The organism is Pseudomonas sp. TE12234, from assembly GCF_054061835.1.
Genome location: NZ_JBSSEP010000016.1, coordinates 16147 through 41919, shown reverse-complemented (window position 1 = coordinate 41919; position 25773 = coordinate 16147). Strand labels below are relative to the sequence as shown.

Annotated in this window: 22 protein-coding genes; 12 read left to right on the top strand and 10 right to left on the bottom strand. The window is 58.3% G+C overall.

Annotated elements, in window-relative coordinates; genetic code table 11:
- Positions 1-18 precede the first annotated feature (18 nt).
- Positions 19-1077 carry an MBL fold metallo-hydrolase gene (locus ACVWYU_RS22215; protein ID WP_457373671.1) on the top strand — a complete coding sequence of 353 codons (1059 nt, stop codon included), beginning with the start codon at positions 19-21 and terminating at the stop codon, positions 1075-1077.
- 22 nt (positions 1078-1099) lie between these two features.
- Here ACVWYU_RS22215 and ACVWYU_RS22210 read toward each other — a convergent pair whose 3' ends face one another.
- The 4 genes from ACVWYU_RS22210 to ACVWYU_RS22195 all read right to left on the bottom strand — a co-directional run bounded on the left by ACVWYU_RS22210 (position 1100) and on the right by ACVWYU_RS22195 (position 3000).
- Complete coding sequence (locus ACVWYU_RS22210) at positions 1100-1420, bottom strand: helix-turn-helix domain-containing protein (RefSeq protein ID WP_090324633.1); 321 nt, start codon at positions 1418-1420, stop codon at positions 1100-1102.
- Positions 1413-1754, bottom strand: coding sequence for a type II toxin-antitoxin system RelE/ParE family toxin (locus ACVWYU_RS22205; protein WP_457373728.1), 342 nt, complete (start codon positions 1752-1754; stop codon positions 1413-1415). Before ACVWYU_RS22205 ends, ACVWYU_RS22210 begins: the two co-directional genes overlap by 8 nt.
- Before the next feature lie 67 nt (positions 1755-1821).
- Positions 1822-2139, bottom strand: coding sequence for a helix-turn-helix domain-containing protein (locus ACVWYU_RS22200; RefSeq protein ID WP_090324630.1), 318 nt, complete (start codon positions 2137-2139; stop codon positions 1822-1824).
- A 93-nt stretch (positions 2140-2232) separates the two neighbouring features.
- Positions 2233-3000 carry an AraC family transcriptional regulator gene (locus tag ACVWYU_RS22195; protein ID WP_457373670.1) on the bottom strand — a complete coding sequence of 256 codons (768 nt, stop codon included), beginning with the start codon at positions 2998-3000 and terminating at the stop codon, positions 2233-2235.
- 109 nt (positions 3001-3109) lie between these two features.
- On the opposite strand from ACVWYU_RS22195, the gene ACVWYU_RS22190 reads away from it, so the two are divergent.
- Entirely contained in the window at positions 3110-3925 is an 816-nt protein-coding gene (locus ACVWYU_RS22190; protein ID WP_457373669.1) for a sulfite exporter TauE/SafE family protein, read from the top strand.
- Between the two features lie 6 nt (positions 3926-3931).
- On the opposite strand, the gene ACVWYU_RS22185 is transcribed toward ACVWYU_RS22190, so the two are convergent.
- Positions 3932-4903 carry a hypothetical protein gene (locus ACVWYU_RS22185; RefSeq protein WP_457373668.1) on the bottom strand — a complete coding sequence of 324 codons (972 nt, stop codon included), beginning with the start codon at positions 4901-4903 and terminating at the stop codon, positions 3932-3934.
- A 215-nt stretch (positions 4904-5118) separates the two neighbouring features.
- Here ACVWYU_RS22185 and ACVWYU_RS22180 point away from each other — a divergent pair, with 215 nt between their 5' ends.
- A complete protein-coding gene (locus ACVWYU_RS22180; protein ID WP_457373667.1) occupies positions 5119-5925 on the top strand; it encodes an HNH endonuclease in 807 nt (268 codons plus the stop codon).
- A 99-nt stretch (positions 5926-6024) separates the two neighbouring features.
- On the opposite strand, the gene ACVWYU_RS22175 is transcribed toward ACVWYU_RS22180, so the two are convergent.
- The 4 genes from ACVWYU_RS22175 to ACVWYU_RS22160 all read right to left on the bottom strand — a co-directional run bounded on the left by ACVWYU_RS22175 (position 6025) and on the right by ACVWYU_RS22160 (position 9402).
- Complete coding sequence (locus ACVWYU_RS22175; RefSeq protein WP_457373666.1) at positions 6025-6603, bottom strand: BRO-N domain-containing protein; 579 nt, start codon at positions 6601-6603, stop codon at positions 6025-6027.
- A gap of 366 nt (positions 6604-6969) precedes the next feature.
- Entirely contained in the window at positions 6970-8217 is a 1248-nt protein-coding gene (locus ACVWYU_RS22170) for a ribonucleotide-diphosphate reductase subunit beta (RefSeq protein ID WP_090324615.1), read from the bottom strand.
- A gap of 514 nt (positions 8218-8731) precedes the next feature.
- Positions 8732-8947, bottom strand: coding sequence for a hypothetical protein (locus ACVWYU_RS22165; RefSeq protein ID WP_457373665.1), 216 nt, complete (start codon positions 8945-8947; stop codon positions 8732-8734).
- 191 nt (positions 8948-9138) lie between these two features.
- Complete coding sequence (locus ACVWYU_RS22160; RefSeq protein ID WP_090324593.1) at positions 9139-9402, bottom strand: DUF2790 domain-containing protein; 264 nt, start codon at positions 9400-9402, stop codon at positions 9139-9141.
- A 478-nt stretch (positions 9403-9880) separates the two neighbouring features.
- On the opposite strand from ACVWYU_RS22160, the gene acs reads away from it, so the two are divergent.
- The 7 genes from acs to argR all read left to right on the top strand — a co-directional run bounded on the left by acs (position 9881) and on the right by argR (position 17961).
- Positions 9881-11836, top strand: coding sequence for an acetate--CoA ligase (acs, locus tag ACVWYU_RS22155; RefSeq protein WP_457373664.1), 1956 nt, complete (start codon positions 9881-9883; stop codon positions 11834-11836).
- A gap of 825 nt (positions 11837-12661) precedes the next feature.
- Complete coding sequence (locus ACVWYU_RS22150; RefSeq protein ID WP_047532380.1) at positions 12662-13438, top strand: ABC transporter substrate-binding protein; 777 nt, start codon at positions 12662-12664, stop codon at positions 13436-13438.
- Between the two features lie 92 nt (positions 13439-13530).
- Complete coding sequence (locus tag ACVWYU_RS22145; RefSeq protein ID WP_047532379.1) at positions 13531-14220, top strand: ABC transporter permease; 690 nt, start codon at positions 13531-13533, stop codon at positions 14218-14220.
- The gene (locus tag ACVWYU_RS22140; RefSeq protein WP_390957088.1) at positions 14217-14915 is read left to right on the top strand and encodes an ABC transporter permease; all 699 of its coding nucleotides are present in this window, start codon (positions 14217-14219) and stop codon (positions 14913-14915) included. Before ACVWYU_RS22145 ends, ACVWYU_RS22140 begins: the two co-directional genes overlap by 4 nt.
- 1 nt (position 14916) lies before the next feature.
- The gene (locus tag ACVWYU_RS22135; RefSeq protein ID WP_457373663.1) at positions 14917-16029 is read left to right on the top strand and encodes a M14 family metallopeptidase; all 1113 of its coding nucleotides are present in this window, start codon (positions 14917-14919) and stop codon (positions 16027-16029) included.
- Positions 16030-16056: 27 nt separating this feature from the next.
- Complete coding sequence (locus tag ACVWYU_RS22130; RefSeq protein ID WP_090324587.1) at positions 16057-16821, top strand: ABC transporter ATP-binding protein; 765 nt, start codon at positions 16057-16059, stop codon at positions 16819-16821.
- A 159-nt stretch (positions 16822-16980) separates the two neighbouring features.
- Positions 16981-17961: a transcriptional regulator ArgR gene (gene argR / locus ACVWYU_RS22125; protein WP_047532376.1), complete on the top strand. Its 981-nt coding sequence runs from the start codon at positions 16981-16983 to the stop codon at positions 17959-17961.
- Between the two features lie 16 nt (positions 17962-17977).
- Here argR and ACVWYU_RS22120 read toward each other — a convergent pair whose 3' ends face one another.
- Positions 17978-23002, bottom strand: coding sequence for a dermonecrotic toxin domain-containing protein (locus tag ACVWYU_RS22120; RefSeq protein WP_457373662.1), 5025 nt, complete (start codon positions 23000-23002; stop codon positions 17978-17980).
- Positions 23003-23314: 312 nt separating this feature from the next.
- Between ACVWYU_RS22120 and ACVWYU_RS22115 the strand changes: the two genes are divergently transcribed.
- Positions 23315-24535, top strand: coding sequence for an aspartate aminotransferase family protein (locus ACVWYU_RS22115; RefSeq protein WP_090324584.1), 1221 nt, complete (start codon positions 23315-23317; stop codon positions 24533-24535).
- Positions 24536-24731: 196 nt separating this feature from the next.
- Positions 24732-25751: an arginine/ornithine succinyltransferase subunit alpha gene (gene aruF / locus ACVWYU_RS22110; RefSeq protein WP_247258099.1), complete on the top strand. Its 1020-nt coding sequence runs from the start codon at positions 24732-24734 to the stop codon at positions 25749-25751.
- Positions 25752-25773: the final 22 nt, after the last annotated feature.

Below are 25773 nucleotides of genomic sequence, written 5' to 3'. Positions count from 1 at the left end.
CTCCGGAGTCATTCAGTCATGGCCAATACCACTTCCCCCGCGGACATCGTTGCCGCCTCTGAAGCGTCCCGTCAGACAGAAGGGCAATACCTCAACCATGCGCCGTACAAGCGCGAAGGCTTTCGCAAGACCCTGCGCATCCTGTGGAACGTGATCTTTTACAAGCCGCGCGACACCCGGCCGAGCGCCCCCGTGCCGGTGCAAACCCTGACCCAGGCGGCACTGATTGCCGCGCCGAACCACAGCGTCTATCGCCTTGGCCATTCCACGGTGCTGCTCAAATTGCGGGACAAGTTCTGGATCACTGACCCGGTCTTCGCCGAACGTGCGTCGCCTGTGCAGTGGGCCGGCCCCAGGCGCTTTCACCAGCCGCCGATCAGCCTCGAGCAATTGCCACCGATTGAAGCGGTGATCCTGTCCCACGACCACTACGATCACCTGGACTATCAGGCCGTTCTGCAACTCGCCGACAAGGCCAAGTACTTCCTCACGCCGCTGGGCGTGGGCGACACCCTGATTAAATGGGGCATCGACGCCAGCAAGATCCGGCAACTGGACTGGTGGCAGGACACTGAAGTCGATGGCATTCGTTTCGTCGCCACCCCCTCACAACACTTCTCCGGTCGCGGCCTGTTCGACGGCAACAGCACCCTCTGGGCTTCGTGGGTGATGATCGACGGCCACACGCGCATCTTCTTCAGCGGCGACAGCGGCTACTTCGAAGGCTTCAAACACATCGGCGAACAATATGGCCCGTTCGACCTGACCCTCATGGAAACCGGCGCCTACAACGTCGAGTGGCCCCACGTGCACATGCAACCGGAACAAACCCTGCAAGCCCACATCGACCTCAAGGGCCGCTGGCTGCTGCCGATTCACAACGGCACCTTCGACTTGTCGATGCACGCCTGGTACGAACCCTTCGACCGCATCCTGGCCCTGGCCTGGGATCGCAGCGTTTCGATTACCACGCCGCAGATGGGCGAGGCGTTCAACCTCATGTACCCGCAGCGCGGTGGTGCGTGGTGGTTGGAGGTGGAGGGGGAGAGTGATCGGGTGACTGTGCGGAATGCATAAGTTGCGTTGGATAGTTGGCGTTTCAGGTAAAAACGACGTCAAGCCGGCCCTCTTTTCGTGATCGGGGGGCCGACTTGACGACGATTTGCACATCGCGCCCCAGCAGCAGCAGACACTCCATCATCTTGGCTTCACTGATGCCTCGGAACTTGCCGCGCAGCATCTCGGAAAGTTTGGGCTGCGACAGCCCTAAAATTTCCGACGCCTGGACCTGGGTTAAATGGCGTGCCTTGATGATTTCACCAATTTTTGCGGCCAGCTGGGATTTGACCCGCATTTCGTTGGAATCGGGAGTCCCCAGGTCTGCGTAGACGTTCCCGCTGCTTTCTTCGATTTCAATCATTTCCTGATCCTTTCGCATGATCCTGCGCGGCTTGAAGCCTCATCCTGATCAGATCGATGTCGCACTGCGCGGTTCTGATGCCACTAGTCGACTTTTTCTGAAAGCAGTGCAGAACATAAATGGCACTACCGAAACGAACGGTATAAGCGGCGCGGTAGGTATTCGTGTTGAAGTCCTCAATCAACTCTAGGATCCCGGCACCTCCAAAGCCCTTGAGAGGCTTGGTGTCAGGATGTTTCTTACCGCTTTGCGCCAGATCGAGAGCGTGCCCAAAAACATCCTGTACATCTGCGGGAAATTGCTTGAGATCTTTCTTGCTGCTACCGACCCACAGGAGTGGCTTCCTTGTACTTCTGCGAAAATATACCTATATGGGAATAATCGTCAATCGATGCCTTCGATTACTCAACCATCGCAAAATCCGCCCGCTCCATTGGATTGGGGGTACAACCTCTCAGGTTCATCCCGCGCCCCGGTGCAAACCCCGGGAAGAACACCAGCCCTTCGGCTTCAAACCGATACGCCAGTGTCAGCCGGGTGACGTCCCGCACATCCTGCTCCGCTTCGAAACGCTGAATGGCCTCCACCGAAACCCCGGATTCGCGAGACAGTTCCTCCACGCTCCAGCCCAGCATCGCTCGGGCCTGGGCGCAGTGGGCCGGGGTGAATTGGAAAAGGGCAATACGTTCCAGGGTGATTTTCATCGCTTGAGAGGCCATGGTGTTCTCCGGGCTCGAGAGTGTTGATCCAAAATATACTGTGTTTTTGTACAGTTGTTTTGAGCCCGGATCAATTTGATTTTTCGATTTCTGCTATTTCGCCCCTTCCAACCAGACGGATGGCGGCTGACCCAAAAGGCGTCGGAACATGGTCGAGAATGCCGCCGGGCTGTCGTAACCGAAATCCAGGGCAATGCTGGTCACCGGTTCACCCGCGGCCAGTCGCGCAAGCGCCAGCACCACACAGGCGCGTTGCCGCCATTGGCTGAAACTCAAGCCGGTCTGTTGGCGAAACAGGCGATTGAACGTACGCAAGCTGACATGCAATTGATCGGCCCATTGTTGCGGCGATTGGTGGGCGTCGGGTCGCTGCACAAAGGCCTGGCACAACGCGAGCAGGCGCGCATCGAGCGGTAGCGGGATATGCAACGGCAGGTGAGTGCTGAGCGCCAGTTCGTGCAGCAGCAAATCGACCAGGGCAGCGTCGCGACTGTTTTCGGCGTACTCCAGCGCGATCTCCACTGCTTCCATCAACAGGTGGCGCATCAACGGCGACACATTGATGACCTGACAGCGCTGGCCCAAATCGATCGCACTCGGCTCGATGTACAAGCTGCGAGTGCTCACCCCCAGCATCAAGACCTCATGCGCCACCCCCGCCGGAATCCATACCGCCCGTTGCGGCGGCACCACCCAATTGCCGTCATGCGTGCTCACTTGCATCACCCCCGTGGCGCCATACAACAACTGCGCGCGACGGTGTGTATGGCGGGGCAACCATTGGCCGTAGGCATAATCCGTACCGATGGCGACCACCGGGCGCGGCGTGGCGTCCAGCAGATCAATCGAAATATTGCGCATTGAGCCCCCCACGGTTGGCGTAAACGCAAACATTATTAGCTGACTTGCTGAAGCAGGCCAAGGCGCAGCGCTTTATCGTCGACCGCTCTCAATCAACGGACGACGCGCAATGTTCTATCTATGGCTGACACTCTTCGGCTGCATGAGCGGCGTTACCACCGTGTTGTTTGGTTTTGGCGGTGGCTTCGTCGTGGTGCCATTGCTCTACCGCATGCTCATGGCCAGGCACGGTGTCGACGACCCCATCGGCCAAGCGGCGATGCACATTGCCGTTGCCACCTCGACCTGCGTGATGATCGTCAATTCCCTGATCGCCACCGGAAAACACCACCGCGCCGGTCATCTCATTCGCCATTACCTGTGGCCGTTGGGCGGCTTCATTGGTGTGGGAGCGGCACTCGGCGCCGTGGCCGCGATGCAGGCCAGTGGCCAACTCATTCGTTTGGCCTTTATCGCCTACCTGGGGCTGACCATTCTGGATTGCCTGTTCAGAGACGGCTTTCTTACACCTACCCAGCTGCGAAATCCACGGCGATTGAGTCGGTCAGAACAGTCTGGCAGCGGTGTGGGAATCGGCCTCATTGCCACCTTTCTCGGCGTGGGCGGCAGCGTCATGACCGTGCCGTTATTGCGCCGATGCGGACTGAGCATGTCCCAGGCGACATCCATGGCCAATCCGCTGAGCTTGCCCGTGGCGCTGGCGGGGACCCTGACCTACATGGCCATGGCCGGCTTCAGCGCGTTTGATCTGGGGCCGTGGTTTGTCGGATACGTGGATCTGCTGGCGTTTGCGGTGTTGACGGTTGGATCGGTGGTGGGGATTCGCCTGGCCACGCCCTGGATCGGGCGCATACCGGATCAGATTCACGCGCGGGTATACGTCGGGTTGCTGGTGTTGGTGATGATCAGCATGGGCCTGGGCTGAGCGCGGTCATTTTCCCTCCAGCCCCGGCGCCTCCCGCACAATAAAGTGATCCAGATTCTCAATGTTGGCACTGAACACCCCGAACGTCTGCTCGGGGTTTTTCTTGCTTGGCACCTGCTTCAGCTCGGGCGTCACGCCATAAAAGAAGCAATACAACTCGCGCCCGCTCTCGATGGCGTGCTTGATCTCTTCCAGGAACGCCTTGCGCTTGCGGTAGGTGTCGATCAGCTTCTTGCTCAGGTAAACATTGACCGAGTATGGCTTCTTCTCAAACCAGACCTTCTTCTCGAAGTCGATGCGAAAACTCTGGGTGTAGTCCTTGATCTGCTTGATCTTGCCCCAGTAAATCAGCCCCTTGTTGTCCTGCAGGTACTCGATCTTCTTGAAAAACGCCGCGTACGTTGCCGTGTGTTCGCCGATCTTCAACGGCATGCGCTTGAGCAAGTCCTTGTCGTCGAAGTTCGACACGAAACACTCCACCGGGTGGGCGAAGACGCTGGTCTTGTCCGGTGTCGAATCGTGGCTCGGCGGTTCGACATGATTGGCGGCTGAAGGCGTTGCGGGCTCATGCCCTTTACTGTCGGGCGCCACCGCCGGGCTGGACGGCTGACGCACATACGCACGTCGAGTCAGTAACAATTCTGACGGGAAATGCTCCTCGCGACCGTCATCCGTTTCCGCCCCGTCCGCCTCCACACCCGATGCCGGCATCTTCAGGCTGACATAAGGACAACCCTCGACATGCCGCGTACTCGGCAAGTTCTTGAAGTGCGGCGTGCGCACGTAATTCACATTCTTGGCATTGAACGTCCCCAACTCGTTCGCCACATCGAACGCCAAACGACAGGCATCGTTGGGGCACTGGAAGTGTTCCTTGGCGGAATCGAACGCCATGGTCTCGTCGAAATTCAAATCGCGCACGTCATAGATCGACAGCTTGGCGTCGAGGCTGAGGCAGTAGGCGAGGTCGAATTTCATGGTGGGGGCTCGGGTCCGTGAGGGGGAGGGGTATTAATAGCCGGTAGTGGGTGGTTGTGCACCTGTTGATTTCAGGGTCATTGCGACCAATATCTCCAGGTATCGGACAGCTTTCCGTCATTTCATCATCAAAGAAATGCAGTTGTTTTCCGTTATCCGTGTAGGAAATTTCTGGTGATTTGGTAGGCTTTGTTCTCCGGTAGGAGGATGAATGGATGCCAGCGGTAATTGCCGAAAATGATGAGTCGAAGTGGGCTGATGAAACAGGCTTGATTTACCACTTCCCAAAGCAGTACAGGGCGATCCTATCTGAAGGAACTTCTGTGCTGTATTACAAAGGAAAAATGACCAACAAGGCATTTGGGAATGGACGCCTCAGCGCCAACCCTCATTACTTTGGCATTGCTCGGATAGGAAGCATTCATGCAGATAAGAACAGCACAAAAGGTGATCTGTTTGCTGTTATTGAGGATTTTAGATCTTTTGAATCTGCAGTTCCCAATAAAGTAGATGGGATCTACCTAGAGCCCATTCCTCCCAAGCTCAAAGATAATTATTGGCGTAATGGTGTCCGGGCAATTGATCAAACTGTATTTGACAGGATCTGTTCCTTAGCGGTGTTGAGGCCAGAGCAGATCGACGATTACAAGCTGAATGACAATGAGCAGGAATTTGAGACTACAGTCACCGGCATCGAAGGAAAACAAACCACCTATTTTGGTGTGAGGTACGAGCGTAGTCCAAAGCTTCGGCGGCAGGCGATAGCTATTCATGGGGTCGCATGCAGTGCCTGTGGTTTTGATTTTGAGACAGCTTATGGTGAGCACGCGAAAGGTTTTATCCATGTTCATCACGTGAAGCCCATCTCTGGATATGATGAAGATCAGATAGTGGATCCGGCCACCGACCTGATTACACTCTGCGCAAACTGTCACGCGGCAGTTCATAAGAGACCCGATCAGATGCTTAGCGTTGAGCAACTGAAAAACATTCTGCGTGGTCGATGGGTTTTCAACGATTAAGATCGCCGAGGGCTGAAAACCCTCGGTGATGTCGAGCGGTCATCACAGCTTTATGCGAAGAATCCTAAACAGAATTAGAGAGGGATCTTATGAGTGATCCTACGGATCCGTAAGCAAACCCATAGAACGTTTCGTCGATTGAATTGCCTGCTTGACTCTCCGCCACCATGGTTTAGCCAAAGTTGCCTGCCGCGGTGTCTTATCGTGCAACCAGCACGGCATGTCCCGAAGTCGAATCCAACCTTCATTCTGCCAATGCAGCAGACTCAACGACATTTCCGGCCAATCCAACAAGCTCAACATCGGCCGATCCGAGTTTTCAGATTGCTCCGCATCGCGCAAGGCCGGCACCACCTGATGGGTTAACCACTCACGCAGCAAGCGATTTCCCGGAACGTAGTGATACACCAACAACGCATAGACACCGGACTCGCTGACTATCAGCTGCTTTTCTGGTTGCCGAAAATATTCAATCCACACAACGCGACGCTGGTCTTTGTCTAATTTGCTGACCATACGATCACTCAGATGAACACCCATCAAGCGGCCGATGTCGCGGGCGCTGAACCATGGCTGATTTTCAAGGAGGAGGGCGTGGAGGTGGAGATTGTGGCGGGTGAAGATCGCCGGCCTATAAGAGTCGCGTATGACTGATCGGTGTGGAGTTTCTCTAGGCATATCCCTTACCTCTACGTTGAAGTTGAAGAGGGCCAGAGCCCGACGTAGAGGATCTAAGAAATCCCAACAAGCCGTTCTCCCGCACACAGAGACGCGCATAAATAGCTGATATCAGCATGCGTTCTATGAGGAGGTTGGCTTCTACGTTGGGCGTTTCTTAGGCACCTGCGACAAAGATTAGAGACGCTTTGAACAGCAATCAATTCAGAATCCGCTGGAAGTCCTGTGGGAGGTTTAGCAGCTACTAAGAGTATGAGTAGGAGTTTTCCTAATCCAAAAAAAAGCCCCGTTCTGATCGATGATCAAAACGGGGCTTTAATTTTCGATTTTCCGATTTATATCTTCAAATCACGGCAGCCTGAGGAATCAATCCCAGCTCAACGCCCCACCAGTCTGATACTCAATAACCCGCGTCTCAAAGAAGTTCTTCTCTTTCTTCAAGTCCATGATCTCGCTCATCCATGGGAATGGGTTAGTGGTGCCTGGGTACTCTTCTTTCAAACCGATTTGCGACAGGCGACGGTTGGCGATGAATTTGAGGTAGTCCTCCATCATTGCCGCGTTCATGCCCAGTACGCCGCGAGGCATGGTGTCGCGGGCGTATTCGATTTCCAGTTGAGTGCCTTGCAGGATCATCTGGGTTGCTTCTTCCTTCATTTCGGCATCCCACAGGTGTGGGTTTTCGATTTTGATCTGGTTGATCACGTCGATGCCGAAGTTCAGGTGCATGGATTCGTCGCGCAGGATGTATTGGAACTGCTCGGCGACGCCGGTCATTTTGTTGCGACGGCCCATGGACAGGATCTGGGTGAAGCCGCAGTAGAAGAAGATGCCTTCCAGAACGCAGTAGTAGGCGATCAGGTTGCGCAGCAGCTCTTTGTCGGTTTCGACGGTGCCGGTTTCGAACTTCGGATCGGAGATCGAACGGGTGTATTTCAGGCCCCAGGTGGCTTTTTTCGCGACCGATGGGATCTCGTGGTACATGTTGAAGATTTCGCCTTCATCCATGGCCAGCGATTCGATGCAGTACTGGTAGGCGTGGGTGTGGATCGCCTCTTCGAACGCCTGGCGCAGGATGTACTGGCGGCATTCCGGGTTGGTGATCAGGCGGTAAACGGCCAGGACCAGGTTGTTGGCGACCAGGGAGTCGGCGGTGGAGAAGAAGCCGAGGTTGCGCATCACGATGCGGCGCTCGTCGTCGGTCAGGCCTTCCGGGTTTTTCCAGAGGGCGATGTCGGCGGTCATGTTGACTTCTTGCGGCATCCAGTGGTTTGCGCAGCCGTCCAGGTACTTCTGCCAGGCCCAGTCGTACTTGAAGGGCACGAGTTGGTTGAGGTCGGCGCGGCAGTTGATCATGCGTTTTTCGTCAACGGCGACACGGGCGGAGGCGCCTTCGAGTTCGGCCAGACCTTCGGCGACGTCGAGTGCGTCCAGGGCAGCCTTGGCACGGGCGACGGCGGCGGAGTCAGTGGCGGTGACGGCACGGGCTTCCAGGGCGGCGGCACCGCCAGCGCTGTCGAGACGGTCCATATTGGCTTCGGTGGCGTGGCCAGCGTTGGCGCTCTTGACCGCTACTTCCGTGTCTTCTTTGTCGAATTCGTCCCAGCTCAGCATGACGTGTCGTCTCCTGCGTGAGGGCCAGATTGCCCGTGTGAAATTGATAGGTTGGTCTTTCACACGGCCGTACTGGCCGCGATGGATCTTAAGGAATCGTTTTTTGCAGCAGCTAAGGCAGGCAATAAAACAGAATTTGTACGGGGTTCCGAGAGCCACTGATGGGCGCAGAAAGCATCGAACGCTTCTGCGGGGCTTCAGACTGGCTTTTCATCCCTGTAAGGGAATATTGCAGGCCCGTTTAAGGCCGCATTATAGGGAAGTTTTCGGTGCCGTGGTGCGGCGAAATGGCTCACGGATCGGTCGACAGGGACCGTTTTTCGGTCGGAGCGAGGGTTTACAGGGCTTTGGCCGGTGCAGATTTTTTTTCGTAAATGTTTGCCCTGGTTTATTTTTGCTCAAGAAATAACCAGAAAAGGCTTTTTTCACTACATCTTGTGTTTCGAAGGGGGTTTCTCAGGCTCCAGACACAACTAAGCCCGACCGAAGTCGGGCCGGGAGCGACCTTCAGTGATCAACTGAGATTGGCCGACTCGGTGCGCGCAAAACCCTCTGCCGTGACAGTGGCCGAGCCAGTATGGTCGTAGCCGTCGGCGGCCACTGCCGAACCCGTCAGTGGGTAACCGTCAGCGACAAAGGTGGCCGAGCCGGTGTGGTCAAAGCCATCGGCGGCGAAGGTGTTGGCAGCCAGTACCGAGAGGGTCAGGGCGAGGATCAGTTTGCTTTTCATGGGAGTGACTCCAGGTTTGTTGGCGTTATGTGCCTTGGGTAGGGTTTTCATGCCATGCCTGACAAATCGATTGGAAATCGCACATAAATGCATTAAGCAATCGAATTTGTAGATGTATAAGGTTCGGCGCTTCAGCGGCCTGATACTTCGGGCGGTTGGGTCGAACCTTGGGGAAGTGAGGGGCGGGTGAATCAGCCGCTGGAGCAGCCGTTACCCATGACGCTGTAGCGCAGGATATGACGTTGGCCTTTGGAGTCGTCGTACTCCATTTTCATCGGGACAACTTCACAAACATTGGGGACTTCGCTCATGGATACAACTTTGGCGATATCCAGGTGCATTGAGTAAGTGTATTCCTCTACGGCGGGTTGCTGCTGCGCGACATCAGTCGAGACCTCATCTGCCATGGCGGTTGCGCACAGACTGCTGAGGGCCAGAACCAATAAAGCTTTCATTTAAGTTTTACCTTTCTAAGGTCGAGTGGGGTCACGCAACCTTTTTGGGGTTGCGTGTGGAGCCGAACTACTTTGATGTTGGGTTAACTGCCTTCGTGGGGGCTGTAACTTGGTTAACTCAGTTTGCCGGGTTGGCGAGGCAGATTTTAGGGGCGGGGGGCTTATTCATATAGCCATGCTTTTGATAAACACCTTTGACAGATTCCGTAACAATCCCGTGCAGGCGCGAACTTGCTCGTGATGAATCGTGGGGAGAGGCGGGGTGTCGGGTTTAGCGCGTTATCGTTCACGACCATCGCGAGCAAGCTCGCTCCTACTTCGTTTGGGGTAAGACGCGGCGGGCACTGTGTGGGAGGGTGGTGCTCTATTCAGGACATTTTGTATGGGCTTGTTACTACCATCGTCGAATGGTTCTATAGGGCCGGCCCGGGCTACAACGGGGTCATACAAAAACAACTATTCCACCGAGGTAAGAAAGATGAGTGCGGCTTCCCTGTATCCCGTTCGTCCCGAGGTTCTGGCCAACACGCTGACCGACGAGGCGACCTACAAGGCCATGTACCAGCAGTCGGTCGTCAACCCCGACGGCTTCTGGCGCGAGCAAGCCAAGCGCCTCGACTGGATCAAGCCGTTCACCACGGTGAAGCAGACCTCCTTCGACGATCACCATGTCGACATCAAGTGGTTCGCCGACGGCTCCCTGAACGTTTCCTACAACTGCCTCGACCGTCATCTGGCCGAGCACGGCGATCAAGTCGCGATCATCTGGGAAGGCGATGACCCGGCGGAGAGCCGCCACATCACCTACCGCGAACTGCACGAACAAGTGTGCAAATTCGCCAACGCCCTGCGCGGCCAGGACGTGCACCGCGGCGACGTGGTGACGATCTACATGCCGATGATCCCCGAAGCCGTGGTCGCCATGCTGGCCTGCACCCGGATCGGCGCGATTCACTCGGTGGTGTTCGGCGGTTTCTCGCCCGAAGCCCTGGCCGGGCGCATCATCGACTGCAAGTCCAAAGTGGTGATCACCGCCGACGAAGGCATTCGTGCCGGCAAGAAGATCCCGCTCAAGGCCAACGTCGACGACGCGCTGACCAACCCGGAAACCAGCAGCATCCAGAAAGTCATCGTGTGCCAGCGCACCGGCGGCAACATCAAGTGGAACCAGCACCGCGACATCTGGTACGAAGACCTGATGAAAGTGGCGGGCACCGTCTGCGCGCCGAAGGAAATGGGCGCCGAAGAAGCGCTGTTCATCCTCTACACCTCCGGCTCCACCGGCAAGCCCAAGGGCGTGCAGCACACCACCGGCGGCTACCTGTTGTACGCGGCCATGACCCACGAGCGCGTGTTCGACTACCGCCCGGGCGAGGTCTACTGGTGCACCGCCGACGTCGGCTGGGTCACGGGGCACTCCTATATCGTCTACGGCCCGCTGGCCAACGGCGCGACCACGCTGCTGTTCGAAGGCGTGCCGAACTACCCGGACATCACCCGGGTGGCGAAGATCGTCGACAAGCACAAGGTCAACATCCTCTACACCGCCCCGACCGCCATTCGCGCCATGATGGCCTCGGGCACCGCCGCCGTGGAAGGCGCCGACGGCAGCAGCCTGCGCCTGCTCGGTTCGGTCGGCGAGCCGATCAACCCGGAAGCCTGGGACTGGTACTACAAGAACGTCGGCAAGTCGCGCTGCCCGATCGTCGACACCTGGTGGCAGACCGAAACCGGCGGCAACATGATGAGCCCGCTGCCGGGCGCCCACGCCCTCAAGCCGGGTTCGGCGGCACGACCGTTCTTCGGCGTGGTGCCGGCGCTGGTGGACAACCTGGGCAACATCATCGAAGGCGAGGCCGAGGGCAACCTGGTGATCCTCGATTCGTGGCCAGGCCAGGCACGCACGCTGTACGGCGATCACGACCGCTTCGTCGACACCTACTTCAAGACCTTCCGTGGCATGTATTTCACCGGTGACGGCGCCCGTCGCGATGCCGATGGCTACTACTGGATCACCGGTCGCGTGGACGACGTGCTCAACGTCTCCGGCCACCGCATGGGCACCGCCGAGATCGAAAGCGCCATGGTCGCCCACCCGAAAGTCGCCGAGGCGGCGGTGGTTGGTGTGCCGCACGACATCAAGGGGCAGGGGATTTATGTCTACGTCACCCTGAAAAACGGCGAGGAGCCGAGTGAGCAGTTGCGTCTGGAGCTGAAGAACTGGGTGCGCAAGGAGATCGGTCCGATTGCCTCGCCGGATGTGATTCAGTGGGCGCCGGGCTTGCCGAAAACCCGTTCGGGCAAGATCATGCGCCGCATCCTGCGCAAGATTGCGACCGGCGAATATGAGGGGTTGGGTGATATCTCTACCTTGGCCGATCCGAGTGTGGTGCAGCATTTGATTGATACGCACAGGACCATGAATGTTGCGTAAGTAGCGTTCGGCGTCATCCAAAGCCCCGCCAGGTGTTGAGCCTGGTGGGGTTTTTTAATGTCTGGTGATTGTGTGGTGGCTGTGCGGGCCTCTTCGCGGGCAAGCCCGCTCCCACAGGATTTGTGGGTGTAGCCGGTATGGGTGAGCGACCGAAATCCCTGTGGGAGCGAGCTTGCTCGCGATCGCGGTGTGTCAGGCGCCAGCAATGTTGAATGTGCTGAAGCCATCGCGGGCAAGCCCGCTCCCACAGGGTTCTGTGGTGTGGCGTAAATTGCAGGTGCTCATTGCTCATTGCTCCTTGCTCGAGAAGACGGCCTGTCAGTCGCCCCTGATGCAACAGCCAATAATTATCGGTTTCCTCTGTAGGCTGTTTCCCGCTGTTACCCCTGATCCTTCAAGTTACTAAATGTGTAACCGCCTGCGCCGATACGGGGCATAGGGAAACGCCTGACCCCGTATCAGGGCGTTCAAAACGTCACTGAAAAATAAGAACCAACGCTGCGCTTGCCGGATTAGAAGGGTTTGCCAATAATAGGCCCGCAATTTGCAACGTAGATCGGTTCACTGTCTTTTGCTCTTGCATGATTTTGCAGGGCTGTCAACGTGCTCAACCGGCTTTCTCAGTGCTTCTGTAACTAGTTGTCGCATTGAAGAAATATCGGCTTCGGGCCTGTCGTTAGAATGCCGATCACTCGCTCGTCGTTGCCCGTGTTGAAATTTCGCACCTGCAATGTAGGACGCAGCAAAACTTTCCGGTTCCACTCATTCGCATATTGGGCTGTCGCTCACTCTGCCGTTTTAGCCCTTTACCGATGGAGTCCCAAGATGAAGAAACTCGTGCTGCTTGGCGCCCTGGCACTGTCCGTGCTGTCCCTGCCAACCTTCGCCGATGAAAAGCCTCTGAAAATTGGTATCGAAGCGGCTTACCCTCCGTTCGCTTCCAAGGCTCCGGACGGCAGCATCGTTGGTTTCGACTACGACATCGGCAACGCTTTGTGCGAAGAGATGAAGGTCAAGTGCGTATGGGTCGAGCAAGAGTTCGACGGTCTGATCCCGGCGCTCAAAGTGCGCAAGATCGACGCGATCCTGTCGTCCATGTCGATCACTGAAGATCGCAAGAAGTCCGTGGACTTCACCAACAAGTACTACAACACCCCGGCCCGCCTGGTCATGAAGGAAGGCACTCAGGTCAGCGAAGGCCTGACCGAGCTCAAGGGCAAGAACATCGGCGTGCAACGTGGTTCGATCCACGAGCGTTTCGCCCGCGAAGTCCTGGCCCCGCTGGGAGCCGAGATCAAGCCTTACGGTTCGCAGAACGAAATTTACCTCGACGTGGCCGCCGGCCGCCTCGACGGCACTGTCGCAGACGCTACCCTGTTGAATGACGGTTTCCTGAAGACCGACGCCGGTAAAGGCTTCGCGTTCGTGGGCCCGGCTTTCACCGACGTCAAATACTTCGGCGACGGCGTAGGTATCGCGGTTCGCAAGGGTGACAAGGCTGAGCTGGACAAGCTCAACGCCGCCATCGCCGCCATTCGTGAGAACGGCAAGTACAAGCAAATCCAGGACAAGTACTTCGATTTCGACATTTACGGCAAGTAAGTACGTCGCAACGAAAAGTCCGAAATGGCGCAAGCAACAGGATCTCTGAGGTTTGCGCCATTTTTTCATCCCAACTTTCGAGGACCTGAATCATGTTGAAAGGCTACGGGGCTGTCATCCTCGATGGCGCTTGGCTGACGCTTCAGCTCGCCTTGTCGTCCATGGCCCTGGCCATTGTCCTTGGCCTGATCGGTGTGGCACTGCGCCTTTCGCCGGTACGCTGGCTGGCCTGGCTGGGCGATCTGTATTCCACCGTGATCCGCGGTATTCCCGATCTGGTGCTGATCCTGCTGATTTTCTACGGTGGTCAGGACCTGCTGAACCGCGTCGCACCGCTGCTCGGCTTTGACGAATACATCGACCTGAACCCGCTGGCCGCCGGTATCGGCACCCTGGGCTTCATCTTCGGTGCGTACTTGTCGGAGACCTTCCGTGGCGCGTTCATGGCGATTCCCAAAGGTCAGGCCGAAGCCGGCATGGCGTATGGCATGAGCAGTTTCCAGGTGTTCTTCCGCGTGCTGGTGCCGCAGATGATTCGTCTGGCGATTCCGGGCTTCACCAACAACTGGCTGGTACTGACCAAGGCAACCGCGCTGATTTCGGTGGTGGGCCTGCAAGACATGATGTTCAAGGCCAAGCAGGCGGCAGACGCCACCCGTGAGCCTTTCACCTTCTTCCTCGCAGTGGCGGCGATGTATCTGGTGATTACCAGTGTCTCGTTGCTGGCATTGCGTCACCTTGAGAAGCGCTACTCGGTAGGCGTAAGGGCGGCTGATCTATGATCTTCGACTACAACGTCATTTGGGAGGCCTTGCCGCTGTACTTCGGCGGCCTGGTGACCACCCTCAAACTGCTCGCACTGTCACTGTTCTTCGGCTTGCTGTGTGCATTGCCGCTGGGCCTGATGCGCGTTTCGAAAAATGCTGCCGTCAATATGACGGCCTGGCTCTACACCTACGTGATCCGCGGCACGCCGATGCTGGTGCAGCTGTTCCTGATCTACTACGGTCTGGCGCAGTTTGAAGTCGTACGGGAAAGCTTCCTCTGGCCGTGGCTGTCGAGCGCGACGTTCTGTGCGTGTCTGGCGTTCGCCATCAACACCAGTGCGTACACCGCCGAAATCATTGCTGGCAGCCTGCGCGCCACGCCGAACGGTGAGATCGAAGCCGCCAAGGCCATGGGCATGTCGCGCTTCAAGATGTACAAGCGCATCCTGCTGCCATCGGCCTTGCGCCGGGCGCTGCCGCAGTACAGCAACGAAGTGATCATGATGCTGCAGACCACCAGTCTGGCGTCCATCGTGACCCTGATTGACATCACCGGTGCCGCGCGCACGGTCAACGCCCAGTTCTACTTGCCGTTCGAGGCGTACATCACCGCTGGTGTGTTCTACCTGTGCCTGACCTTCATCCTGGTGAAGGTGTTCAAACTGGCCGAGCGCCGCTGGCTGGGCTACCTGGCCCCGCGGAAGCACTGATATGGAACGCATTGATCATTCATTGCCGTGGAGCCACCTGGGCAGCGAACGCCAGATTTCGGTGTTCCGCTTCGGCACCGGTGAGCGCAAGGCCTACATCCAGGCCAGCCTGCACGCCGATGAACTGCCGGGTATGCGCACGGCCTGGGCACTGAAAAAGCGCCTGGCCGAACTGGAAGCCCAAGGCTTGTTGAACGGTGTGATCGAACTGGTGCCGGTGGCCAATCCACTGGGCCTCGGTCAACTGCTGCAAGGCAATCACCAAGGGCGTTTCGAGGCGGGCAGCGGCAAGAACTTCAACCGCGATTTCGTCGAGCTCAGTGCGCCAGTGGCTGCCGAAGTCGCCGGGCATCTGGGCGATGACCCGCACGCCAACATCCGTTTGATTCGCCAGGCCATGAGCGATGCGCTCGCCGCATTGCCACCGGCCAGCAGCCAGTTGCAGGGCATGCAGCGCATTTTGCTCAGCCATGCCTGCACCGCCGATGTGGTGCTGGACCTGCATTGCGACGCCGAAGCCGCGCTGCATATGTATGCCTTGCCGCAGCATTGGCCGCATTGGCGTTCGTTGGCCGCGCACCTGAATGTGCGAGTCGGCCTGCTGGCGGAGGATTCCGGCGGCAGCTCCTTCGACGAAGCCTGTTCGCTGCCGTGGTTGCGTTTGTCGCGCCTGTTCCCGGATGCGCAGATTCCGCTGGCGTGCCTGGCGACCACTCTGGAGCTGGGTGGTCAGGCCGACACCGGTCGTGCCGAGTCCGAGGCTCACGCCGAAGGCATTCTGGCATTCCTCGCCGAGCAGGGATTGATCAGCGGTGAATGGCCTGCACCTGCGCAGGACGCATGCGAAGGCATGCCCTTCGAAGGCACTGAATTGTTGTTTGCGCCGCACCCTGGCGTGGTGAGTTTCCTGCGCAAGCCCGGTGAATGGGTGGAAGCCGGAGACGAGATTTTTGAAGTGATCGATCCGCTGGCGGATCGGGTCAGCACGGTGTGTGCTGGTACGTCCGGGGTGCTGTTTGCCATTGAACGGCTGCGTTACGCCCAACCCGGTTTCTGGCTGGCCAAGGTGGCGGGGCGCGAAGCGCTGCGTCACGGGCGCTTGCTCAACGACTGACTGACTGCTTTTGTGAGAACCGACCGCATGTACAAACTTGAAGTCCAAGACCTGCATAAACGCTATGGCAGTCACGAAGTGCTCAAGGGCGTGTCCCTGAAAGCGGCAGCGGGTGATGTGATCAGCATCATCGGCTCCAGTGGCTCCGGCAAAAGTACCTTCCTGCGTTGCATCAACCTGCTGGAGCAGCCGCACGCGGGCAAGATCTTGCTCAACAACGAAGAACTGAAATTGGTGGCGAACAAGGACGGCGCACTCAAGGCTGCCGATCCAAAACAGCTGCAACGCATGCGTTCGCGCCTGTCGATGGTGTTCCAGCATTTCAACCTGTGGTCGCACATGACCGCGCTGGAAAACATCATGGAAGCGCCGGTGCATGTGCTGGGCGTGTCCAAGGCCGAAGCGCGTGAAAAGGCCGAGCACTACCTGAACAAGGTGGGTGTGGGTCACCGTAAGGATGCTTACCCGGGTCATATGTCCGGCGGTGAACAGCAGCGTGTGGCGATTGCCCGTGCGTTGGCGATGGAACCGGAAGTGATGCTGTTCGACGAACCGACCTCGGCCCTCGACCCGGAGCTGGTCGGCGACGTGCTGAAAGTGATGCAGGCCCTGGCTCAGGAAGGCCGGACCATGGTGGTGGTGACCCACGAAATGGGCTTTGCCCGTGAAGTGTCGAACCAGTTGGTGTTCCTGCACAAAGGTGTCGTTGAAGAAAGCGGCAACCCGCGCGAAGTGCTGGTGAATCCGCAATCCGAACGTCTGCAGCAATTCTTGTCGGGCAGCCTGAAGTAATCAGGGCTGACGTTGTGCACAGGGATAGTGCATGCTTCGCAGCCTAGAGATCGATCCCCGGTCCCACAGGGGACGATGCTGGTTTCGAGATTTGCGTTCATTTACGGGCTAGCATTGGCCCATGCCTTCATCATTGTTTTTCGCTTCGGATTGCCCGCCATGACTGCCCATCGAATTGGTTTCCTTGTTTGGCCCAGCACTAAAGCACTGACGCTTGCGCTGGCTGAGGAGGCCTTGCGTGTTGCTCAGCGTGTGCATCCGGAGGTGGTTTACGAACTGTCGTTCCTGCAGGCCGAACCGCCTGCCGAAGGTGCCTGGCAATTGCCTGGTGAGGCGTGGACCGGCAAGCTCGAAAACTTTCAGAAACTGTTCCTGCTGGCAGATGAGCCACCGACCAGCCTTGCTCCGGCGCTCAGCAGTGCGCTGAAGCAATTGGTGCGTGCCGGCTGTGTGATCGGCGGTCTGTCGGCGGGTGTCTATCCGTTGGCGCAACTCGGTTTGCTCGATGGCTATCGCGCGGCCGTGCATTGGCGCTGGCAGGACGATTTCGCTGAACGCTTCCCGAAAGTCATCGCTACCAGCCATCTGTTCGACTGGGATCGTGATCGTTTGACCGCGTGCGGTGGCCTGTCGGTACTTGATTTGCTGCTGGCGGTGCTGGCCCGCGATCACGGCGCCGAGCTGGCCGGTGCGGTCTCCGAAGAGCTGGTGGTCGAACGTATCCGTGAGGGGGGCGAACGCCAACGCATTCCGTTGCAGAACCGTCTGGGCTCCAGTCATCCAAAGCTCACCCAGGCGGTGTTGCTGATGGAAGCCAACATCGAAGAGCCACTGACCACCGACGAAATCGCCCAGCACGTGTGCGTGTCCCGTCGGCAGTTGGAGCGGATTTTCAAGCAATACCTCAACCGTGTACCGAGCCAGTATTACCTGGAACTGCGCTTGAACAAGGCCCGGCAGATGTTGATGCAAACCAGCAAGTCGATCATCCAGATCGGCCTGTCCTGCGGCTTTTCCTCGGGGCCGCATTTCTCCAGCGCCTACCGCAACTTCTTCGGCGCCACACCGCGGGAAGATCGCAACCAGCGGCGCAGCAGCAGCCCATTCGAGTTGTCCTCGGTGCCGTCGGAGCGCGGTTGATCCGCGCCTGACAGGGTTACTCGTCCGGGTCTGATTCTCCGGAAGACGACGCCTCCAGCTCGGCCCGCTCGATCACTTCCTCGACCCCGAAGTCGACGTTGGTCAACCTGAAATATTCAATCAGGATTTTCAAGCTGGCTTCGTTGAACGGATTGTTGCGCAGGTTGATGGTTTCGGCTGCCTCCATCGGCAACTCGAGAATATCGGTGGGGATCCGGGTGATCTCGTTACCGCTCAGATTGGCGATGTCCAGACTCTTGAGTTGCAACAGGCCGGCAGGCAGTTCGGTGAGACCGCAGTTGTCCAGTTGCAGGGTGGCCAGCTCGGTCATCTGAGTGACATCCGGTGCGAGTCCCAATGGATTGTTACTCAAGTCCAGGAAATCCAGTTGAGTCATCTCGGACAGGTTCAGGACGCTCTGCGCCGTCAAGGTGATGTTGCAATCGGGAAGGTTCAGCGAGGTCAGTTCGCCCATGCGGAAAATCGCGTCCGGGATATTGCCCAGGTGAAAGTCGCGGATGCTGAGGGTCTTGAGTTTCGGGAAGCTTTCCAGGAACGGGCTGACGCCCATGGTCATGCCGCTTTCGCTATTGAGATAAACCATCGTGACATGGCTGAAGTCTGCACTCAGTGCCGGCAAATCACCGTTAATGTGGGTGTCCAGGCTTAAGTCGTAGCTGGGTTGCAGCAAGTCGCTCATGTCATCGGCCCCGATCTCCCGACGCCAGCATCGCAGCACGAGCTGTTTGAATTCATCACGGGCCCAATGCTCGTTCAGCAGTTGCTGCGCGTTGAAAGGTTGTTGGGTGACGGGGTGGAGAGCCGGAATGTCGGCGGTCCAGGCAGCCAGTTCAGTTTCCAGAGTGGCAAGTTCGGCTTCCAGGCGACTCAGTTCGGCCCGCCCCTCGTCCAGTGTTCCAGGCAGCGAATACACGAATTTGCTCGCTTCTTCCTGGTCCATCATCGGATAAAGCGCTTGCGCACGTCGCAGGTCCGCCGCCTCGGCAAAGATGCCAAAGTCCTGGCCTGTCGCCAGGTAGTGTTGCTTGAGGCGTTCGCGGGAGGCGGACGACAGTGGGTTATTGCCCAGGTCGAATCCTTCCTGACTGTCGGGTGGAAGTGAGAAAAGAGCTGTGGGCAATTCTTCGATCCGGTTGTCGTTTAGCAGTGCAGTACGCAGACGCGGGCGAGTCAGCAAGTCCCTGGGCAGCTCGGGGAGGCCGGTGTGTGAGAGGTCTATGTAGTTCAGGTTGGGCATGCTGCCGACGTCCGGCACCAGGCCCAGCGGATTGTTATACATATCCAGTGTGGTCATTTGATTCTGTGCGGCGAGCGTGGCGTGGGCCTCGGGGCTGAGGCTGATCGCGCAATCGCTGAGAATCAGTTCTTCCAGTTGTAGCTGCGCGAGCACATCGGGAAGTCGACCCAGGTTGAAATAACGCAATCTCAGGGCGCGCAACCCGCTAAAACTGCGCAGAAACGCCTGCGTACCCCGCGTGGCGCCACAGCCATCCATGGTCAGCGTCTGAACACGACTGAAGTCGGCGGTCAGCGCTGGCAGCTCGCCAATGATCGGTTGATAGAAATTGAAGTCGGTCGTTGCGAATCCGTTCTGCGTGGGTGTCCATTGACGTCGCCAGCACTCCATCAGGTCGATCATGAAATGCCTTCGAGCTTGCATCTGGGTGGTGAGCTGTTCAGGCGTAAGCCTGGTTTGGGTTTCAGGCAGGAACGGCGGAACATCGTTGCACCAGGGAGACAGGGTGTCGTAGAGCCGCGAATATTCAACCATGAGTCGATTCAGTTCTGCCCGTGGCCCTGTCGGGTGTTGTTGCAGGCGCTCGACAAAGGCATCGAGTTCCTCGGCCGACAATTGCGGAAACAGGGACTGGACGCGGGCCTGCAGGGTGGGGGTATGGGTGGGAAGGTGCCGATAACCATCGCCGCCGCCCAACAGCCGCATGACCTTCGGATCATAGGCAGGTTTGAAATTGGACTGTTGAGCCAGTCGTGTGCGCAGCGCCTCGCGGCTCAGGGTGTGTTGGCGAATCAACTGTTTGAGCCGTGCCTCGTCGCCAATCTGGACGTTCAGCGCCATGCGCTCGCTGTCGGGCAACGCCTGTAGCAGGCTGTTGAAGAATGTGGTCGAACCGCTGAGTTCTTCTCCGTCCTGATCGAATGGCTGATAGGCGCCGTCTTCGCCGAGCACCAGTATTTTGCGCACGCTGGCGTCGGCGCTGCCAAGGCTGTCAATCAGGCGCCCGTCAGGGCTGTAGTGGCGAATTTCCAGACGCAAATGGCCGGTCCAGCCTGGCAGGTTTTCCAGAGAGTGCAGGGCCAGGCAATCGGTGTCGATGTTGTCCTCGGTCGACGGCAACTCAAGCCCTTCGTAGGCGCGTGTCACGCGCACTTGCAACCTGGCCTCCTGGCTCAGCTCCGCCAGTCTGGGGGAAACCTTTCCGCCCTTGAGTTGTTGCAGCTCCAGGTCGTTGGCCGTTGCGGCAATGGCTTCTGCGATGGTGGTCGGTAATCCGGGTTCGGCATCAATGAGCATTTGTGCCATGGAGTGAGCGCCACGCTCGAGTGTGCGGTAGCGCTGTTCGAACAGGCTCTGTCGCTTGCGTTGGGCGAGTTGGGCCAGTTTCTGGCGCAGGCTGTGCGTACGACTTTCGAGGCGGGGGGAGGGCAGGCCGAATTCTTCGCCCATCAAGGTTCTTGCTTCTTCGTCCGACAGGGCAAGCAGGAAGGTTTTTAGCAGATCGCCGTCCTTGAGGTTCGCGATATCGATTGGCACCCGCGGCACATTCGGTGCTGGACTTTGCCAAAGTATGTGCGCCTCGCCATCCGTCAGTTGCAGCCCTTTGGTTTTCGGCCAGTAGCCGTTGGCGTTGAGTAATTCGAGCTGGGTGACGGGGTCGGCCTTCAGATACACCTCAGGCCGGTCACTGCCGATTTGCTCGATAAAGGTTTGAATATCCCGGTCGATCTTGAAGCGTTTGAGGGTGTCGGCCAGGAGTGGCGGTACCTGTGCGGCATTCATGTGCATCTGGCGCAGGACATTTTCGTGAGTGCCGCTGATGGAAAGCATGCCTTCGCATTCGCGCTCGGAAAAGCGTTGCATGTCCGGCCCGATACGGCGAAGCAAGGTGGCCTTGTCCCAGCTCAGGGGCTGGTCGACCTCGGTTTGCCAGGCGCCGGCCCTGTTGTGTTTGAGCGCGGGTTTGTAGGCTTCGGGGCGGGTCGGATGGTCGATACGATGCTCGCCCGTCAGTGGATTCTCGCTGACGGCGTAGCGTTTGTTCTCCAGGGATAGCAGGGTTTTGTCCTGATGACGGTGCAGCCCGAGCGCGTCCGGTTTTGATTCGTCGGGCAGCACGACGGGATGCTCGTAGGCGGTGAGGTCGGGTTGCCAGTAGCGGGGTTCGCCGTTCGGTCGTTTCACCGAGTTGAAGCGGTCGAAGAACTGCACGGTTTTCCCGGGCAGCGCCGCGCGCAGTTCTCCTGCGGCAATCATCCCGCCCACCGCAAACGTGCCCATCTGTACGGCGGATTCAACGACGCCCATCAAATGCCCGAATGCTTCGCGACCCTGACCCTCGGCCCAGTCGACGACGCATTCGAAGGTTTCGTCGAGCAACTGGTACGCCATGTAACCGAGCATCAACTCGCCAAGCAAAGGCACAAACGGCAGAGCAATGAAGGCAGCGATGTTCAACAGTGTTGAAGCGATTTCGGTGAAGGAATCCCAAAGTGCCCAACGGGCTCTCTGGTCGACCGTTGCCGTGGAGACCGCGATGACCCGCGCGTCGTTGAGAATCTTGTTGAGCTTCGACTGATACTGGTGAGTCCACAGGTCGCCCTTGATCGGCATTGAGGCGATACGCAGGTTGGCTCGTTGGTCGGGTTGCTCGCGCCAGGTCGGGCGCGGATCACCCGGCTCAACGGGTTGCCAGGTGATGGGCGCCAGTTGACTGTTCAATTGGGCGAAGAAGTGGCCGCGATCCTCATGGTCGATGAAGCGACTGAAGAACTGTTGATAGGTGGGCGCGCGCAGGCGCGTGCTCAGTTCCTCGGCAAAAGCGGCGGATGAGGGGTATTCCTTGACGGGATGTTCGGGGTCATCAGGGATGTAGGCCACGACCCTGGCCACTTCGCGTGCGCTCTCAAGGTCCGGGGCAAATAACAGAACGCCGGTCAGACGCGCGTTCATGATGGTCAGCTCGTGGCAGCCCCATGGCTGGCCGCGCAAGCGCAAATAAGGCAGATCGTCCAGCAGGCCAAGAATCAGCCGATGGGCATCACTGCCCAGCAGTTTTTGCATCTGCGCCATATGCAGGGCGGCGATCAGAGCGGTTTTCTGGCTGTCCTGGATTTTCGGTTGCAGCAGTGCCGCCGCCACTGGGTTGCTGATGCCCAGGTTGTCCTCCAGATACTCTTTATAACGCTGGCCAATATCCAGCTCCCGGCACAGGCGGGTGAAAGCCGTGATGGGCATTTTTTCCGTCATCTGCGGCAAGGTATCGAATCGCCCGTCGGCGGAGGGGGGCGTGATGTAAGTCGAGGCGGGCTCGAAGGCGTCCGTTTCGGTTTCGGCGCTTTCGAAGTTGTGCAGCGCAGCATCGAGCAGCGATACCGTCCAGACGCGCGCGGCCCCTGACTTCAATCGCAGCCAGGGAAGGTGGGTGGGGATATAAAGACGCAGGCAGGTATGGCGAACGTCCAGCTCCAGACCGAAATCGCGCTTGAGCGCGGCTTGCAGCAGCGGCTCGGCGAAGTCGGCGGGGCTTTGCAGATTCGCCATCATCCGATCGACCCGATTCTGGCTGGTCGCATGCAGGGCGATGAGTTTGCGCAGTTCCGCCTGCTGATGGGGTGGGGCGTCCTTGAGGTTGGCCGGCAAGCCCGGGCTTATATGACTCAGTGCCTCACGCCGCTGGGGCGTTGCCTGGCGCAGCCAGGACGGGATGACGTTGATCAGGTGCTGATAGTGGGCGTCCGGCCGGAGAGCATCGGTCGCCAGGGAGGTAGGTTGGGTCGTCATGGGGGGCGGTGGGCCGTCGAAGTTTGATAAGGCCCTTAGGAAACCGCGCGAGGGCGGATGACGTGCGGTACATATTTACCTCACTCGACCAATCGGCATCGGTTACAGCGGAGCAAGCCTGCCGCAAACGCTCGCAGCCAGTTAAACTGCGCCTTTGCGACCCTATATGTCGCATTGCCGTAAACCCGGGAAAATCCGGGGTTTGCGCTATAAGAAGTTGTCGCTTGGCGGCAAGGCCGGGCTGAAAACTGTCCTTACAATCCCCCCATCGCTCGCCAGTTTCAGGCGAGTGTTCGTCTTCAGGAGACTCCGATGTCCGTTGAGCACGCTGCGGTACAACGCGCCGATTTCGACCAGGTAATGGTTCCCAACTACGCGCCTGCCGCTTTCATTCCAGTGCGTGGCGCCGGTTCCCGCGTATGGGACCAGTCCGGCCGCGAGTTGATCGACTTTGCCGGCGGGATTGCGGTAAACGTATTGGGCCATGCGCATCCGGCGCTGGTCGGTGCGTTGACCGAGCAAGCCAACAAGCTGTGGCATGTGTCCAACGTGTTCACCAATGAGCCGGCCTTGCGCCTGGCCCATAAGCTGATCGATGCCACCTTTGCCGAACGTGTGTTCTTCTGCAACTCCGGTGCTGAAGCCAACGAGGCCGCTTTCAAGCTGGCCCGTCGCGTTGCGTTCGATCGCTTTGGCAGCGAAAAATACGAAATCATTGCCGCGCTGAACAGCTTCCACGGTCGGACCCTGTTCACCGTGAACGTGGGTGGCCAGTCGAAGTACTCCGACGGCTTCGGTCCTAAAATCACCGGTATTACTCACGTCCCTTACAACGATCTGGCTGCTTTGAAAGCCGCCGTTTCCGACAAAACCTGTGCCGTGGTGCTGGAGCCGATCCAGGGTGAGGGCGGCGTACTGCCGGCCGAACTGGCCTACCTGCAAGGCGCCCGCGAGCTGTGCACCGAGCACAATGCGCTGCTGGTGTTCGACGAAGTGCAAACCGGCATGGGCCGCAGCGGCAAGCTGTTCGCCTATCAACACTACGGCGTGACGCCGGACATCCTGACCAGCGCCAAGAGCCTGGGCGGCGGTTTCCCGATCGCGGCGATGTTGACCACCGAAGACCTGGCCAAACACCTGGTCGTCGGCACCCACGGCACCACTTACGGCGGCAACCCGCTGGCGTGCGCAGTCGCGGAAGCCGTGATCGACGTGATCAACACCCCTGAAGTGCTGAATGGCGTCAAGGCCAAGCACGACAAGTTCAAGGCCCGCCTGGAACAAATCGGCGAGAAGTACGGCCTGTTCACTCAGGTGCGTGGCCTGGGCCTGCTGATCGGTTGCGTCCTGAGCGATGCCTGGAAAGGCAAGGCCAAGGACATCTTCAACGCCGCTGAAAAAGAAGGCCTGATGATTCTGCAAGCCGGTCCGGACGTGATTCGTTTCGCCCCGAGCCTGGTGGTTGAAGACGCCGATATCGATGCCGGTCTGGACCGCTTCGAACGCGCCGCAGCTAAGCTGACACAAGCCTGATAGACCTTTCGACGCCTGACCATTCAGGCGTCGAACCCAATTCTGATGCCGGACCCGCTTTCCTGTCGGAGCGAGCCTGCTCACGATGGTGTGTCAGTCGACATCATTGTTGCTGATCCACCATCGTGAGCAGGCTCGCTCCTACAAGGGGCCGGCTTATTTTCCTCGAAGAGTTTTTTAAAAAAGGAGTGACACCATGCTGGTGATGCGCCCCGCGCAAATGGCTGATCTGGGCGAGGTACAGCGTCTGGCTGCGGACAGCCCGATTGGTGTCACTTCCCTGCCGGATGACGTTGAACGCTTGAGCGACAAGATCGCGGCAAGCGAAGCCTCATTCGCCGCCGAAGTCAGCTTCAACGGTGAAGAGAGCTATTTCTTCGTCCTCGAAGACACTGCGACCGGCAAACTGGTCGGTTGCTCGGCAATCGTCGCGTCGGCCGGCTATTCCGAGCCGTTCTACAGTTTCCGTAATGAAACCTTCGTGCACGCTTCCCGCGAGCTGAAGATTCATAACAAGATCCACGTGCTTTCGCAGTGCCACGACCTGACCGGCAACAGCTTGCTGACCAGTTTCTACGTACAGCGCGAGTTGGTGGGTTCGCCTTGGGCGGAACTCAACTCCCGTGGTCGCCTGTTGTTCGTGGCCAGCCATCCGGAGCGCTTTGCCGATTCCGTGGTGACCGAGATCGTCGGTTACAGCGATGAACATGGCGATTCACCGTTCTGGGACGCCATTGGTCGCAACTTCTTCGACCTCAACTACGCCGAAGCCGAGCGTTTGTGCGGTCTGAAGAGCCGGACGTTCCTCGCCGAGCTGATGCCGCATTACCCGATTTACGTGCCGTTGCTGCCGGATTCCGCCCAGGAAGCGATGGGGCAGGTGCACCCCCGGGCGCAGATCACGTTCGACATCCTCATGCGCGAAGGCTTCGAGACCGATCACTACATCGACATTTTCGACGGCGGTCCGACCTTGCACGCCCGTGTCTCGGGGATTCGTTCGATTGCCCAGAGCCGTGTGGTGCCGGTGAAAATCGGTGAGCCGGTCAAAGGCGCCGGTCGTCAATACCTGGTGGCCAACGCCCAGTTGCAGGATTACCGCGCGGTATTGCTCGAGCTTGATTACGCACCGGGCAAACCCGTCACCCTGGATCTGGAAGCTGCCGAAGCCCTGGGCGTCGGTGAAGGTGCGAGCGTGCGCCTGGTGGCGGTTTAACGCCTGCTTCAAAGAATGCTTA